Raw genomic sequence first — 15,049 nt, forward strand, 5'->3', positions numbered from 1 at the left:
GCTACCGGGCGCTGGGGGCGATGGCGAGGTCGAGGTCGGCGAACGAGACGGCGGTGGCGCCGTCGGACGTCCAGGCCCGGGTGCCGGGCCGCCGCTGGAGGGTGACGGTGAAGACGGGGCCGGTCTCGTAGGTGGTGGCTGTGGCGGTGTGCTGGGTGCGCTGGGCGGTGAGGGCCAGGGCGGTGCCGGAGAGGGAGTAGGGGGCGCCGTTCGGGTCGTCGACGGAGTAGAAGGCGTCGTGGTTGGCGGGGACGGGGGTGGTGCCGGTCGCCCGGAGGCGGTCCTTGGCGGGGGCGGGCCGCACCGTCCAGCTGTGGGGTCGGTAGCGGTCGCCGTCGGTGAGGTAGCTGTAGCGGACCCCGTCGACGGCCCAGCGGCCGTCGGCCGTGCGGGTGCGGGCCCGGCGCAGGTCGAGGACGGTGACGCCGTGGGTGCCGAGCACCCGCAGGGTCTCGTCGCGGGTGCCGGCGTGCTCGACCTCGATCGCGGTGTCCTCGTCGAGGGCGAACACCCGGCCGTGGCCGGTGTCGGCGGCCAGGCGGACGGCGCGGCCCTCGCGCCCGTAGGTGCCGGTGTGGGTGTCGAGCAGGCCGGCGTCGAAGAAGCCGAAGCCGCCCTGTGGGAGGTAGCCGAGCCGGGCGGGGTCGGCGAAGTAGCCGGGGGTGCTTCCGTCGCGCAGGGCCCGGTAGCTGTCGCCGCCGGTGATCATGTCCGGTCCGGAAGCGATCTGGGCGCCTGCGCTGGAGCCCGCGACGACGGCGCCGGCGGCGAGCTTGGTGCGGATCGCGGCCAGCACCTTGGAGTCGGTGTGGGCGTCGCCGTGCAGCAGGGTGGTGACGTAGCGGTACTGGTCGCCGCCGCCGAAGAAGAAGCCGGTCATCGACTCGACCCGGGCGACCACGGCGTCCGAGTCGGCGGCGTCGAGGTGGTCGAGATCGATCGGGACCCACTGGGCGTCGGCCGCGCCGTGGTGGCGGAACAGGTCGGCGTAGTAGGCGCCGTTGCAGGCCGAGTTGGAGCACTTGGCGGGGTCGGCGGCGTTGGGGTCCTGGCTCTCGGGGACGGAGGCGGCGGTGAGGACGCCGATCCGGGCCCGGCCGGGGCCGCCGGCCTTGGCGACGATCTCCCGGTAGACCTCGGCGTTGTCGTCCTTGAGCCCGCCTCCGACGAGGACGAGCGTGCCGCCGGGATGGTGTCCGGCGGCGGGGTGGGCGAGGGCGGGCGGGGCGGCCGAGGCGACGGTGGCGAGGGCGGCGGCGAGGATGAGGGCAGCGCGCCGGGGGCGGGCGGGGCGGGAGTGGTTCACGGGCGGGCTCCTTGGCGGTCGGGCCGGTGCTTGCGGGGTCGCGGCGGGCCCGCACGGCACCACGGGGGTGTCCGGTGCGGGCCCCTCCGGGAGGGTGCGGCGGGTGGTTCGACGGGGATCAGCTGCGCCTGAGCCGTTCGATCAGGGTGGCCAGGAGGGCGATCCGGGCGGGCACGCCGGCAGTGTCGAGCCACTCCTCGGGGGTGTGGTCGGCCCCGCCGACGGGGCCGAGGCCGTCGAGGGTGGGGATCCCGAGGCCGGAGGTGAAGTTGGCGTCGCCGACGCCGCCGGTGGCTGCGCCTCCCACGGTGAAGCCGAGGTCGGCGGCGGCGGTGCGGGCCAGGGCGAGCAGGTCCCGCGTCCCGGGGCCGAACTCCATCGGCGGGCAGAGGTCGAGCTGGTCGACCCGGGCGGTGGTGTCGGGGACGGCGGTGCGGCTCGCCGTCTCCCGGATCGCGTCGAGGGCCGTGTGCAGGGCGTCGCGGGTGGTGGCCCTGACCTCGACGTGGAGTTCGGCCTCGGGGCAGACGATGTTGGGCCTGGTGCCGGCCCGAACGACGCCGACGTTGAGCGTGACGCCCGGCCGGATGCCGTTGAGGGCCTGGAGGGCGACCACCAGGTGGGCAGCGGCGAGGGCGGCGTTGGCGCCTCGTTCGGGTTCGATGCCGGCGTGCGCAGCCCGTCCGGTGACGGTGACGAGCAGGTCGGCGACGCCCTTGCGCTGGACGACCAGGTCGCCGTTCTCCCGCGCGCACTCCAGGCCGAGGGCGAAGTCCGCGCCGCGGCAGAGGAGTTCGGTCACCGGGCGACTGGCCGGCGATCCCGCCTCCTCGTCGGGGGTGGCAATCAGGACGAGTTCGGCGAAGGAGGTCCGGTGCTGGCGGACCAGCAGCTCGGCGGCGGTGACGCCGGCCAGCAGGCCGCCCTTGTCGTCGCTGACGCCCGGGCCGTGGGCGCGGGAGCCGTCGGCCCGGAAGGGCCGGGCGGCGGCAGTGCCCTCCTCGAAGACGGTGTCCATGTGGCCGATCAGGACGATCCGGGCGCCGCCCTCGCCCGGCGGCAGGGTGCCGGGCAACCGGCCGACCAGCACGTCGCCCCAGGAGCGGCCGCCGACCGACTCGACGGGGATCCGCTCGGTGGCGAACCCGATGCCGTGCAGCCGGTGGGTGAGCCGGTCCGCGACGCGGTTGACCCCGTCCGGGTGGTGGCTGCCGGAGTCGACGGCGACGAGGTCGGCCAGGTCGGCGAGGTAGCGGGGCAGGGCGGCCCGGGCGGCGTCCAGGATCACCGCGGCGCGCGGGTCGAGGGCGGCACGGGCGGGGGCGGCGCTCACAGGACCTTGGACAGGAAGGCGCGGGTGCGCTCCTGCTCCGGTTCGACCAGCACGGTGCGGGGGTGGCCGGCCTCGACGACCACGCCCTCGTCCATGAAGACGGCGGTGTCGCCGACCTCGCGGGCGAAGCCGATCTCGTGGGTGACCACGACCATCGTCATGCCGTCGGCGGCCAGGTCGCGCATCACGTCCAGGACGTCGCCGACGAGTTCGGGGTCGAGGGCGGAGGTCGGCTCGTCGAAGAGCATCAGCTTGGGCTTCATCGCCAGCGCGCGGGCGATCGCCACCCGCTGCTGCTGGCCGCCGGAGAGCTGGGCGGGGTAGTGGTCGGCGCGGTCGCCGAGGCCGACGCGGTCCAGCAGGCGCAGCGCCTCCCGGCGGGCGTCGGTGCGGTTGACCCCGGCGACCCGGACCGGTGCCTCGGTGATGTTCTCCAGGGCGGTCATGTGCGGGAAGAGGTTGAAGCGCTGGAAGACCATGCCGATCTCGCGGCGGCGCTCGGCGACCTCGGCCTCGCGCAGCTCGTGCAGCCGGTTGCCGGACTGCCGGTAGCCGACCAGGTCGCCGTCGACGGTGAGGCGTCCGCCGTCGACCTTCTCCAGGTGGTTGATGCAGCGCAGGAAGGTGGACTTGCCGGAGCCGGACGGGCCGAGCAGGCAGCAGACCTGTCCGCGCTCGACGGTCAGGTCGACGCCCTTGAGGACCTCCAGCCTGCCGAAGTGCTTGCGCACGCCCTCGGCGTGCACCATGGGCCGGGCCATCGGTTCAGCCCTTCCGTTCGCGGGTGGTGGGGAGCAGGCCGGGGAGGCCGGTGAACATCCGCCGCAGCGGGGAGACGTGCCCGGCGCGGGCGGCGCCGCGGCCGTAGCGGCGCTCCAGCCAGGCCTGCGGCCCGGAGAGCGCCGTGGTCAGCGCCAGGTACCAGAGGGCGGCGACCACCAGCATCGGGATGACCTGGTAGTTCTGGGCGTAGACGTCCTGGATGTTGGACATCAGGTCGTGCGCGGCGATCACCGAGACGTACGCGGTGGTCTTGAGCATGTTGATGGTCTCGTTGCCCATCGGCGGGATGATGACCTTCATGGCCTGCGGCAGGACGATCCGGCGCATCGTCAGGGCGGGCTTCATGCCCAGGGAGTGGGCGGCCTCGGTCTGGCCCGGGTCGACGGACTGGATGCCGGCCCGGACGATCTCCGAGGCGTAGGCGGCCTCGTTCAGGCCGAGCGCGAGCAGTGCCGCGACGGACGGGGTGAGCAGGCTGTTGGTGTCGAGCTCGACGAAGGTGACCGTGGTGAACGGGATGCCGATCATCAGGTGCTTGTAGAGCGCGGCCGCGTAGGCCCAGAAGATGATCTGGACCAGCAGCGGGGTGCCTCGAAACAGCCAGACGAAGCCGGTGGAGAGCCCGTACAGGAGGGGGTTCGCGGAAAGCCGCATGACGGCGACCAGGACGCCCAGGCCGAGGCCGACGGCCATCGCGGCGACGGTGAGCCACAGGGTGGTGGCCAGGCCGTCGAAGATGAGGTCGGCGAACAGGTAGTGCCCGACCACGTCCCAGTGCAGGTTGGGGTTCTTGGCGAGCGAGCCGACCAGGCCGACGACGGCGAGCACGGCTGCGACGGCGGCGGCCCACCGACCCCAGCGCCGGACCGGGACGGCCACCAGGTCGTCCGGCCGGGCGGGGGCCGCCTCGGTGGGGGGTGCGGTGACGGGCATGTCAGTCCACCGCGCTGTTCTTGGTGGCCTGCTGCACGGCGATCGAAGCCACCCCGTACTTGTCGTAGATCCTGGCGAGCGAGCCGTCGTCGATCAGGGACTGCAGGGCCTTCTGCACCGCGTCGGTCAGCTGCGGCAGGTTCTTGGAGACGGCGATGCCGTTCGGGGAGGCGTTGTAGCCGCCGAGCGCGGCCGGGTCGTCGGCGAGTTCGAACGCGGCGCCGTTGTCGGCGGTCTTCGCGGTCCACCCGGCGGCGGGCTTGGTGAGGACGTCGGCGACCACCTTGCCGGAGCGCAGAGCGAGTTGGGCGTCGGAGTCCTTGGGGAAGGCCTGGACGTCGACGGCGCCCCTGCCGAGTTCGCGGCACTTGTCCTGGTGCTTGTCCAGGAGCTTCTGCTGGTTGGTGGCGGTCTGCACGGCGACGGCGTGCCCGCACAGGTCGTCGAGGGTGGTGATCTTCTGCGGGTTGCCCTTGGCGACCAGGATGCCGCTGCCGGAGACGGAGTAGTCGACGAAGTCGACGACCTGCTCGCGCTCCTTGTTGTCGGTGATGGCGCTGATCGCGGCGTCGTACTTGCCGGCCTGGAGGGCGGGGACGATGCCGTCGAACTTCTGTGCCTGGAACTCGAAGCGGACCCCGAGCTTGGCGCCGATGGCCTGTCCGAGGTCGTAGTCGAGGCCGGTCATCTCCTTGCTGCCCTCGGAGACGTACATCTCGAACGGGGGGTACGGGACGTCGGTGGCGACCCGGACCTTGCCGGACTTCTTGACGGCGTCGGGGAGCGCGTCGTGCAGGGCCTGGTCCGGGGTGAGGGTGACGCCCGCGACGGTCACGGGGGCCACGACGCTCGCGTCGGCGGCCGGGGTGGTGGAGCTGCCGCAGGCGGCGACTGCGAGGCCGGTGGCGAGCAGGACGACGGGCAGCGTGGTTCTGTGCAGGGCGGAGCGAGACATGGGGACCTTTCAGAGGGTACCGAAGCAGGCCCCGCAGACGTTACAGATCGGCAAGTTAAAGCGCCAGATGTAACAGCGGCTACGAATAGATAACGACAGTCGGATCCCGGCGGGCCAGACCACAACGGCACGTCCGTGTTAAACATTCGGCGAACCTCTCATTACATCTACCCACAGAAGCCGCGCTTCTGTATGTTCCGTTTCTGCCGCCGCCGGACACCCCGCACCGGACGGCCGAGCGTCTGCCTGCGCGCCGCCCCGGCGCCAGGCCCTCCCGCCCGGGCCCTCACCGCGCCCGGGCCTCTCCCCACGGAGCAGCCAGTGACCTCCACCGCTCGCCGCACCTCCGCCCTCGCCCTCACCGTCGCGCTCACCGCGGCGCTCGGGGCCCTCACGCCCGTCGGCACAGCGCACGCCGCCACCGGCCCCGGCGCCCTGATCCTGGGCGGCGGCGCCATCGCCGACACCAACAGCGCCGTCTACAGCACCTTCGTCACGAAGTCCGGCGGTTCGGCGGCCAGGATCGGCATCATCACCGCCGCCTCGGTCGTCCCGGCCGACGACCCGAACGCCGGCGACCCGGCCACCTGCAGCAACTCCGTCTGCAACGGCACCTACTACGGCAACCTGCTGAAGAACAGCTACGGCGCGGCCGACGCCCAGTGGATCCCGATCGACCTCGACCACATCGGCAACAACGCCAGCCAGAGCGTCCTCAACCAGATCAACTCGATGACCGGCTTCTTCTTCGGCGGAGGCGACCAGAGCCGCCTGGTCACCACCCTGATGAAGAGCGACAACAGCGACTCCCCCGCACTCGCCGCGATCCGCGCCAAGTTCGCCGCAGGCGCGGCCGTCATGGGCACCAGCGCCGGCACCGCCATCACCAACGGCCGCGACATGGTCACCGGCGGCGAGAGCTGGGACGCGCTGCGCTACGGCCCCCACACCACGATCAGCGACAGCTACCCCGACGACCTCAGCTACCGGCCCGAGGGCGGCTTCAACTTCTTCACCTCCGGCCTGATCGACACCCACTTCGCCGCCCGCGGCCGCGAGGGCCGCATCACCCGCCTCGCCGCCGCCACCGGCCACACCCGCGCCTTCGGCGTCGACGAGGACACCGCCCTGGTCGTCACCAACCCCGGCACCGCCAACGAGTCCGACGCCGTCGTCGGCACCAACGGCGTCTCGATCCTCGACCTGCGCAGCGACACCGTCGGCACCCACAGCGGCTACTGGTCCGTCGACGGCGTCAAGTGGACCTACCTGACCAACGGCGACACCTACAACCCGGCCACCTGGACCGCCACCTCCACGAAGCCCGCCTACGCCCCGACCAGCGGGACGGTCGGCAGCCGCTGGAGCGACGTCTTCTCCTCCCCGAACTCCCCCACCGACCACTCCTACCAGATGGTCAAGATGGCCAGGGAACTCGTCGGCGCCGGCCGCAGCACCACCCAGTACGGCATCAGCTACGAGAGCGGCCCGACCTTCGAGGCCGACCTGGCCAAGGGCACCGGCTACAAGGCGTGGAAGAGCGGCAGCACGATCTCCTTCGCCAACCTCACCACCCACCTGTACGTCTACTGACAGTGAGGACGTTCATGAGCGCCTTCCGGTGGGGGTCCGGCCCACCGACTGACTGACCCGGGGTCAGCGGGACCGACCTGCGGCGCCCGTCGATCGCCTGCCGGCCGCACCCGGGAAGGACGCGAAGAACGTGCGGGTGGACGAGGCGCTGCTGGAGGCGGCGGTCACGCTGCCCGGGCAGTTCTCGCTCCCGTTCACCGGTGAGCCGATCGGCCGGGCCGCCGGGCCACCGGGCCACCGGGCCACCGGGCCACCGGGCCACCGGGCCAACGGGCCAACGGGCCAACGGGCCACCGGGCCACCGGGCCACCGGGCCACCGGGCCACCGGGCCACCGGGCCACCGGAATCGTCGCCGACCGGCTCCAGCCGAGCGCACCGATGACGGCGATCCTGGCAATGAAGAGCAGGCCGGAGGCGGACAGCCCGGATCTTCGACAGACGACCGGCCTGCCGGCCCCGCACGATGCCGCGTCCGCCACCCTGGACAGCCTCCCGGGTGGCGGACGCTCCCGCCCGTGGCAGCCGGCCGGATGCCGGGACGGCTGCCCTTGCCCCGCGGGGACATGCCGGCAAGCACGGCGAGGCGTGCGGAGGAGCAGATGGCCGACGAGGAGCTCACCGAGCAGGAAAGCGGGTTAATCCGCCGCTACGTCGACCTCGCCGACGGCGTCGAGGCCGACCGGGGCGACCTGCGCCGTGCCCGTCCCTCCGAACTCGAAGGCGGCCGCTTTCCGCAAGACCGCCCGCGGCATGTACCACCTCATCCCCGGCCCGCCCCACCGGTAGCAGCCGGCCGCACGACGCCCCGGCGGCTCAGCCCGGCGGGCCGTGCGCCGTGCCCGGGCCGGCGTGGAGCTTCGGCCGCGGTGCCGCGTTCCTCGATGACGCCGGGCCGCTGTGAAGTTCGGGCAGGTGGAAGGATCCGTGTGCCGCGGTGCAGTGCTGCGGCTTTCCAGGGTCACCAGCGTGAGTGGGCCCGGAACCTTCGAAGAACACCATCGGCCAGCTGGACACGGGCCAGGTGCGGGGGGCGGGAGGAGTCCTGGACCGTAGCCGGGACGGCCGGTGCATACCGTCCGGCCGCCCTGGTCTGGCTGCGCTGCGGAGCCCGGCTTTGTGGGGATGTCCGGGCCGTGCGTGGAGGAGAAGCGCAGCCGACGCGTCCCGGCGGGGACGCTCGATGGTTCAACGAGCGGTGTGGGCTGCGGGCACGTGCTGGTCGACGGGAAAGATCTGCACAGAACTGCCCGCTGTCGTGGTCAACCTGCTCACTGCAGGCAGCCTCCGCCCGCGGGCCGGTAAAGCCGGTGGAGCCTCACCCGGCCCTGGCGCCCTTTCCCCGGCGGGTCAGGTGTCCGCGGTCGGCGCAGGGTCGCGGGTGGGTCGGCGCAGTTGTTCGTTGATGCGCAGGGCTTCTTCGAGCTGGTCTTCGAGGATGACGATGCGGCAGGCGGCATCGATGGCGGTGCCCCGGTCGACGAGGTCGCGGGCGCGCATCGCGATGCGCAGCTGGTAGCGGGAGTAGCGGCGGTGTCCGCCGTCGGAGCGCAGCGGGGTGATGAGGTGGTGTTCGCCGAGGGCGCGCAGGAAGCCGGGGGTGGTGCCGGTCATTTCGGCTGCGCGGCCCATGGTGTAGGCGGGGTAGTCGTCATCGTCGAGACGGTCGGGCGTCTCCGGGGTGTCGGGGGTGTGCGGTCGCAAGGCTGTCGTGGTCACTGCACCTCTTCCTGTTGTGTCCGGGGACGCGCTGAGGGGCCCCGGGTGCTTGCTGCTCCCGGGGCCCCGAAGGGTTTGACACCATCTACCGGCCCTCGGGCCGGGTTCCTCGTGTCCGCGTGGCCCCGGGGGATGGGGCGTGCGGGGATCGCGTATGCGTGACCGGAAACCACCGTCCTTGCCTTGGGGTCTTCGGATTCCGCCCGGGTGATCACCTCACGGGCCGGGCGATCCAGATGGCGCTTCGTCCCTCCGTTCATCCTCTGCGGGTACTGATCGGAACTGCTACTTCGGGTACTGCCACCTGCGGGAACTGCTTCGTACTGCTCACACGGGTACTTCTCGGTACTGCTGAACTACACCTACCCGGTACTGCTGTGGCGGTCCCGGTGGACCGTCCGGTCCGGCAGCCAGCCCCGTCGCCCGTCCTGCTCACCTGCCCGGCTTGGAACCCCACTGCCCGGACCACCCGGCACGCGCGCCGCAGTCATGGCGCCTTTACCGGGATACCCGTCCTTCGACTGCCGTACTGCCGGTACCACTCAACTCGGATTCACCTGCGGGTACTGCATGCGTGAACCGCGGTACCGCTCGCTGGCAGCCCCTTGTCACTGCGGGCCGCCCGGCCCGGCCACCGGCCCTGTCGCCTACTGCACCATCCCTGGCTTCAGGACCCTGCAACCATGCCGACCTGCGAAAACCTGTACTACTGCCCGCCAGTTCATGTCTGGCGGGTACTTCTCGACCTCGACTACGAGAGAAACACTAACCACAGCACTGAGCAATGTCTACTCCAGCCGGTATAGATTTTTCGGTGTTCGAAGGGCAGATAGCCTTCGCCCGTGGCAGGGCGGACCCCGCACCCAGCACCGAGCCGCACACGCAGGCCTCGCTGCCGGCCACCTCACCGAAGCCGTCAGCGACCGGGACGAACGGAGCCTGCGCCGACTGCCGGCCCGCCTCGCCGAACAGGCCACCCTCACGAACTGCGCGCCCTGCGAGGAGTCCCGGGTGCCGGACCGTAAGGTCAGTCCGGCCGCGGCCGGCGACGTAGGCGCCGAACAGGGCCAGGACCACGCGGGTGCCTGCTTGGCCTCGCCGACCGCGGGGTGTCCGACACTTTCCTGGATCTGCGTCAGGACGCCTCACGTCGAAGAGTCATCGCCCACTGCCTCCCGGGCGAGTGTGCGGGCGAGCGGGGGTGGCCGGCGGCGGTGTCAGGGCTCGCCGGTCGGGCGCGAGCACAGACCGGATGCCGCAGGACCTGGGTGACCGGGGTGCCGGCAGCACGCAGGACGGTCCGATGGCCGGTGGCCTCGGCGTCGAGGAGTCCGTGCCAGGAGGTGCGGCGCTCGGGGCGCCGTCGCCGCGGACCGCCACCACGAGGAGGTGACCGCGGTGCTGGTGGCGGACCCTCTGTCTCGGCGCTGGTCGAGCTTTCCCCATCTGGCACCCGAGACCGCCGGAGAGGTGCCGCCCTGCGCCGCCCTGGGGGGTCGGCGGCGGCAGGGCGACACCTCTCCGGGGGTCAGGCGCGGATCTGCTTGCGACCCTCGCCCTGGGCGGTGACGGAGATCTTGCGGGGCTTGGCCTTCTCCGCGACCGGGATGCGCAGGGTCAGCACGCCCGCGTCGTAGTCGGCACTGATGCCCTCCGGGTCGAGGGTGTCGGAGAGCATCACCTGACGGGAGAACACGCCGAGCGGCCGCTCCGAGAGCTCCATGCGCGCGCCCTCGGCCTCCGGGCGCGGACGCCGCTCGGCCTTCACGGTCAGCATGTTCCGCTCCACGTCGATGTCGATCGCCGCCGGGTCCACCCCGGGCAGGTCGAACGCGATGACGTACTCGTCGCCGGCCCGGTAGGCGTCCAGCGGCATCGGGGCGGGCCTGCTCCAGGTCCCGCTCTGGGTGAGGAACTGCTGGGTCAGACGGTCCAGCTCGCGGAAGGGATCGGTGCGCATCAACATCGCGAAACACCTCCAGTGGTCCAGGCAACTAGTGCCAATGCGCTTCACCTGACACTGTTGTAGCATGTCATCCATCCGATGACAAACTCTGAAGTCTTCGAAAGAGTGACAACGTGAGAGAGCGCCCGGCCCCCACCGCCCCAGGCACTGCACACCCAGGCGAACCCGCCTCCTTCCTCGCCGCCACCGCCGCCCTCGCCGCCATCGACACCGCTATCCGTAACGCCCAGAACCCCGCACCACCGGAGCCCGGGCTCACGCCGCCCGCCCCCTGCGACAGCCCCGAACAGTCCCTGGCCGCGCTCCTGCTCCTACGCGAACTACGCAACCGACTCGCCACCTGGGAAAGCCCCCTCGTGGAGTGCGCCCGCGCCGCGGGCGCCACCTGGGCCGACCTCGCCCACCCCCTGGGCGTCGCCAGCCGCCAGGCCGCCGAGAACCGATACCTGCGCCTGCGCCCCACCACCGACGACGACGCCACCACCGGCGCCCAGCGCGTCAAGGACATCCGCGACCGCCGCGCCGCTGACCGCGCCATCACCGCCTGGGCCCGCGACAACGCCACCGACCTGCGCATACTCGCCGCCCGAATCACCGGCCTCACCGACCTCCCCGCCACCGCCCACCCCCACCTCGACGCCCTCCGCACCGCCCTCGGCCACAACGACACCGCCCAACTCATCAGTCCCCTCGCCGACATCCGCCCCCACCTCGACACCGGTCGGCACCCCGACATCGCCGCCCGCCTCGAAACCCTCGCCACCCACACGGACCGACTCCGCGATGACAGCAACCACCACCGCTCCTGAGAGCACGCGCCCCCGCCCGCACCAGCTCCACGCCGCACCGCGCACCCCGCCCAGCACCGACGCGAGCGGCCCACCGACTCGCCCAGCGGCCGAAACCGCCCCTCACGCCGCCGACCGGTGGCAGCAGTTGGAAGACCGGCTGGCCGCTGTCGGGGCCCACCTGCACGCCGAGATCGGCGCAGCGATTACCGGCATGGACGCATGCCTCGCCCAACTCCAGTCCATCCGGCACGATCTGGCCGACCGCCTCCACCATTGCCGCGTCCCGACGGCGGGCGCGCTTGGACTGTCGGGGCCGGCCCCGCGTCCGGACGTCTCCGGCGACGCGGCGCAACCTCGGACACGGTGAGAGGTCACCGATCCGTCGGCAGGTCTTCCCGGTTGCCGGGCGGCGAGCGCATCGAGCTGCGAAGTCGGCGCTTTCACGTAGAGGGCCGTCCGCCGCTGGGCGAGGCCAGGCAAGTGCTCACGCGGTCAGTGATCGCCGCGGCCGGGCAGCGACGGCGTCACTCTGCCCGATCCCCCACCCGAAAGCAGCCGGGAAGTCTACGGCTCCGTCATGAGTGGCACGCCGCCGATCACCGGGGCACGGGCCGAATCCGGCTCGGGGCTGGTCAGAGGTTGTGCTCATAGGCGGTGTGGACGGTGGGCGCGGCCTGCTCGGCAGTGCTCGCCCCTGGCGGGTGGGGGGCGGTGGCGGTGGCGGTGGCGGCGTCCGGGTGGAGGGTGAAGACCCGGGCCAGACCGACGATGCCGAGGATCCGGGCGGTGTTGTCGGGGACGGCCGCCAGGGCGATGCCGGCGCCGTGTGCCATGGCCAGTCTGCGGGCGGCCAGCAGGGCGGTGATGCCGCTGGAGTCACAGAGTTCCAGCCGGGCCAGGTCCAGCACCAGCAGTTGCCCTGCGGTGAGGGTGAGGGCCTCCACGGCTCTGCGCAGTTCGGGGGCGTGATGGTAGTCGAGGTCGCCGGTGATCTCCAGGACGGGCCCGGTGGCGGCGTCTCGGACGGTGATCGTCAATGGACTCATGTCGGGTCTTCACTCGTGGGGCTGGACGGGATGCCGGGGACGCCGAGGGCGAGCAGGGCGGTGTCGTCGTCGAGGCCGTCGCCGAAACCGGCGAGCAGTGCGGTCAGGGCCGTGACCAGGGCCTGCGGCCCGGCGGGAGCCCGGGCGGCGAAGATGCGCAGCGCGTCCTCGCCGTACAGGTCGCGGTCGGGGCCGATGCGGGCTTCGGTCAGGCCGTCGGTGTAGAGCAGCAGGGTGTCCCCGGGGTGGAGCACGGTGCGGGCGGGCGTGAACTGGGCTTCGGGCAGGACGCCGATGAGCATGCCGCCCGGGGTGGGGAGGAACTCGGCGGTGCGGTCGGCGCGCTGGATCAGCGCGGAGGGGTGGCCGCCGGAGGCTACTCGCACCTCGCACGCGTCGCCCTGGGGGTGCAGGACGCCGAACACGGCGGTGCAGTAGCGGGTGTCGCCGCCGCTGGTGTACCTGTCGTTCAGCACGGTGTTGAGGGTGGTGAGCACCGTGACGGGGTCCGGGTCGTGCAGGGCCGCGGCGCGCAGGGTGTGGCGGGTCAGGGAGGTCAGGGCGGCGGCTTTGGGGCCCTTGCCGCACACGTCGCCGAGGAAGAACGCCCACCGGGTGCCGTCCAGGGGGAACAGGTCGTAGAAGTCTCCGCCCAGCAGGTCCGGGGAGGCGGTGTGGTAGTGCGAGGCGGCCTCCAGTCCCGGTACTGCGGGGAGTACGGAGGGCAGCAGGCTCTGCTGCAGGACGTGGAGGGCTTCCTGCAGGCGTCGGCGGTCCGCCTCGGACTGCCTGCGCTCCGCCTCGGCCTGCCGGTGGGCCTCTTCGGCCTGTCTGCGGGCCTCGTCGGCCGTCCGGCGGGCGCGTAGCAGTTCGCTCTCGTAGGCGCGGCGTTCGCGGGCGTCGAAGACGGTGGTGCGGATCAGTACCGGCTCACCGTCCGTGCTGGTCTTCACCCTGGAGGTGACCAGGACCGGCAGCCGCCGCCCGGCCGCGGCCCTGATCTCCAGGGCGATCCCGTTGACCTCGCCCTGCATGAACAGCAGCGGCGCGAAGTGCGTCTCGTGGTAGAGCCTGCCGCCGACGGTGAGCAGGTCGGTGAACCGCGTCCGTCCCACGACCTGTTCGCGGGACAGGCCCAGCCAGTCCAGCATCGTGGCGTTGATCTTGGCGATGGTGCCGTCCATCAGGGTGGACAGGTAGCCGCACGGCGCGTGCTCGTACAGGTCCTCGGCGCTGTCCTCCAGCAGGGCGGTGAACGCCGCGTCGTCGGCGTGCACGTCCTCACCGCCGTCCGGTTCGTGGGGGTCCTGGCCGGTGCGGCATGTCACCAGGCCGCTCCGCGCCGGACGGCGCCAGGGTACGCGGTGACCGTCGCGGTGGCCCGGGATGCGTTCATCGGGCTCCTCCGAGGAAGGCGAGGATCGCCCCGGCGGTGGCCTGCGGTGCGCTCAGCTGCGGGCAGTGCCCGGTCGCGTCCAGGGTCACCAGGCGGCTTCCGGGGATCGCGGCGTGGACGTAGGCGCCCACCTCGCGCGGGGCGATGACGTCCTGCGCGCACTCCAGCACCAGCGTCGGCACCGCCACCGACTTCAAATCTGCACGGCTGTCGGACAGGAACGTGGTGCGGGCGAAGACCCTCGCCATGCCCGGGTCGGTGGCGCAGAACGAGGCGGTGAGCTCCTCGCCGAGGTCCGGCCGGTCCCCGTTACCCATGATCACCGGCGCCATCGCCGCGGACCAGCCGAGGTAGTTGGACTCCAGCGACTCCAGCAGCTCGTCGATGTCCTCGGCGCTGAACCCGCCCCGGTATCCGTCCTCGTCGATGTAGCGGGGCGAGGGGGCGACCATCACCAGCCGGGCGATCCGCTGCGGTGCGGTCTCGGCGGCGAGCACCCCCACCACGGCGCTGACCGAATGCCCCACGAAGGTCACGTCGTGCAGGTCCAGCTCCTCGCAGATCTCCACCACGTCCCGGGCGTACCCCTCCAGCGAGCCGTAGCGCTCCTCGCTCCACGCCGACGCCTCGGACCGGCCCGAGCCCACGTAGTCGAACAGCACCACCCGGTACTCCCCCGCAAGCGCCGGAACGACCAGCCGCCACATGTTCTGGTCACAGCCGAACCCGTGCGCCAGCAGCACCACAGGCCCGCCCACCCGCCCGGTCACCACGACGTTGTTCCTGCGCATGACATCCATGCCCCCATCCTCCCACCGGCCCAACTGTCCTTTGCGTACCGCCCATCCAACGGAAGGAAAGGACGACAACCCTGCCCCTCCCCGACCACGGTGACCGAACTCCCGTGGTGGCACCGGCCGGGCACGAGGAACCACCCGGCCGGTCCCTGCCGATGCCCCCGGGACGACCTGCAAACAGCGGACCCGCACCGGCCAGGCCGGCTTCGCCAACCGCGCCGACGACCTGGAACGCATCGCCCGCACCCGCCCCGTCGCCAAGATGCTGCACACCGTCCCGGCCGGCGTCGCGAAGCTGGAGGACCTGGAGGCCGACGGCCCCAGCTCCGACCTGCGGTGGTCGATCGCCGACCTCGAAGCCGAACCCGGCCCCTGCTGGGAGCTGACCGGCACCAGGCCCTGACCCGGCACCACCACCCTGCCTTTGATGCCC

The 15,049-nt window shown here is 72.2% G+C and carries 13 protein-coding genes; 3 read left to right on the forward strand and 10 right to left on the reverse strand.

What is annotated here, in order from left to right; translation table 11 throughout:
• Position 1: 1 nt before the first annotated feature.
• The 5 genes from OG335_RS04910 to OG335_RS04930 form a co-directional block, all read right to left on the reverse strand.
• The gene (locus tag OG335_RS04910) at positions 2-1,306 is read right to left on the reverse strand and encodes a cyanophycinase (protein ID WP_405009746.1); all 1,305 of its coding nucleotides are present in this window, start codon (positions 1,304-1,306) and stop codon (positions 2-4) included.
• Positions 1,307-1,424: 118 nt separating this feature from the next.
• Positions 1,425-2,639 carry a M20/M25/M40 family metallo-hydrolase gene (locus OG335_RS04915; protein WP_405009747.1) on the reverse strand — a complete coding sequence of 405 codons (1,215 nt, stop codon included), beginning with the start codon at positions 2,637-2,639 and terminating at the stop codon, positions 1,425-1,427.
• Entirely contained in the window at positions 2,636-3,388 is a 753-nt protein-coding gene (locus OG335_RS04920; RefSeq protein ID WP_405015311.1) for an amino acid ABC transporter ATP-binding protein, read from the reverse strand. Before OG335_RS04920 ends, OG335_RS04915 begins: the two co-directional genes overlap by 4 nt.
• Positions 3,389-3,404: 16 nt before the next feature.
• Positions 3,405-4,355: an amino acid ABC transporter permease gene (locus OG335_RS04925; RefSeq protein ID WP_405009748.1), complete on the reverse strand. Its 951-nt coding sequence runs from the start codon at positions 4,353-4,355 to the stop codon at positions 3,405-3,407.
• Between the two features lies 1 nt (position 4,356).
• Entirely contained in the window at positions 4,357-5,310 is a 954-nt protein-coding gene (locus OG335_RS04930) for an ABC transporter substrate-binding protein (RefSeq protein ID WP_405009749.1), read from the reverse strand.
• A gap of 321 nt (positions 5,311-5,631) precedes the next feature.
• Between OG335_RS04930 and OG335_RS04935 the strand changes: the two genes are divergently transcribed.
• Positions 5,632-6,903 (forward strand): cyanophycinase, encoded by a 1,272-nt coding sequence (locus OG335_RS04935; protein ID WP_405009750.1) that lies wholly within the window; start codon positions 5,632-5,634, stop codon positions 6,901-6,903.
• A gap of 1,348 nt (positions 6,904-8,251) precedes the next feature.
• On the opposite strand, the gene OG335_RS04940 is transcribed toward OG335_RS04935, so the two are convergent.
• Both OG335_RS04940 and OG335_RS04945 read right to left on the reverse strand, forming a co-directional pair.
• Positions 8,252-8,533, reverse strand: a complete 282-nt coding sequence (locus tag OG335_RS04940; protein WP_405015312.1) for a MerR family transcriptional regulator — start codon at positions 8,531-8,533, stop codon at positions 8,252-8,254.
• Positions 8,534-10,148: 1,615 nt separating this feature from the next.
• Positions 10,149-10,586, reverse strand: a complete 438-nt coding sequence (locus OG335_RS04945; RefSeq protein WP_405009751.1) for an Hsp20/alpha crystallin family protein — start codon at positions 10,584-10,586, stop codon at positions 10,149-10,151.
• A gap of 113 nt (positions 10,587-10,699) precedes the next feature.
• Between OG335_RS04945 and OG335_RS04950 the strand changes: the two genes are divergently transcribed.
• Entirely contained in the window at positions 10,700-11,395 is a 696-nt protein-coding gene (locus tag OG335_RS04950) for a type III effector protein (protein WP_405009752.1), read from the forward strand.
• 614 nt (positions 11,396-12,009) lie between these two features.
• Here OG335_RS04950 and OG335_RS04955 read toward each other — a convergent pair.
• The 3 genes from OG335_RS04955 to OG335_RS04965 form a co-directional block, all read right to left on the reverse strand.
• Complete coding sequence (locus OG335_RS04955; RefSeq protein WP_405009753.1) at positions 12,010-12,423, reverse strand: STAS domain-containing protein; 414 nt, start codon at positions 12,421-12,423, stop codon at positions 12,010-12,012.
• Positions 12,420-13,751 carry a PP2C family protein-serine/threonine phosphatase gene (locus OG335_RS04960; RefSeq protein ID WP_405009754.1) on the reverse strand — a complete coding sequence of 444 codons (1,332 nt, stop codon included), beginning with the start codon at positions 13,749-13,751 and terminating at the stop codon, positions 12,420-12,422. Before OG335_RS04960 ends, OG335_RS04955 begins: the two co-directional genes overlap by 4 nt.
• A 64-nt stretch (positions 13,752-13,815) precedes the next feature.
• Complete coding sequence (locus OG335_RS04965) at positions 13,816-14,619, reverse strand: alpha/beta fold hydrolase (protein WP_405009755.1); 804 nt, start codon at positions 14,617-14,619, stop codon at positions 13,816-13,818.
• Between the two features lie 259 nt (positions 14,620-14,878).
• Here OG335_RS04965 and OG335_RS04970 point away from each other — a divergent pair, with 259 nt between their 5' ends.
• Positions 14,879-15,019: a hypothetical protein gene (locus OG335_RS04970; RefSeq protein WP_405009756.1), complete on the forward strand. Its 141-nt coding sequence runs from the start codon at positions 14,879-14,881 to the stop codon at positions 15,017-15,019.
• Positions 15,020-15,049: the final 30 nt, after the last annotated feature.

This window comes from Kitasatospora sp. NBC_01539 (genome assembly GCF_045040525.1).
In the GTDB taxonomy this organism is placed as follows: Bacteria; Actinomycetota; Actinomycetes; order Streptomycetales; family Streptomycetaceae; genus Kitasatospora.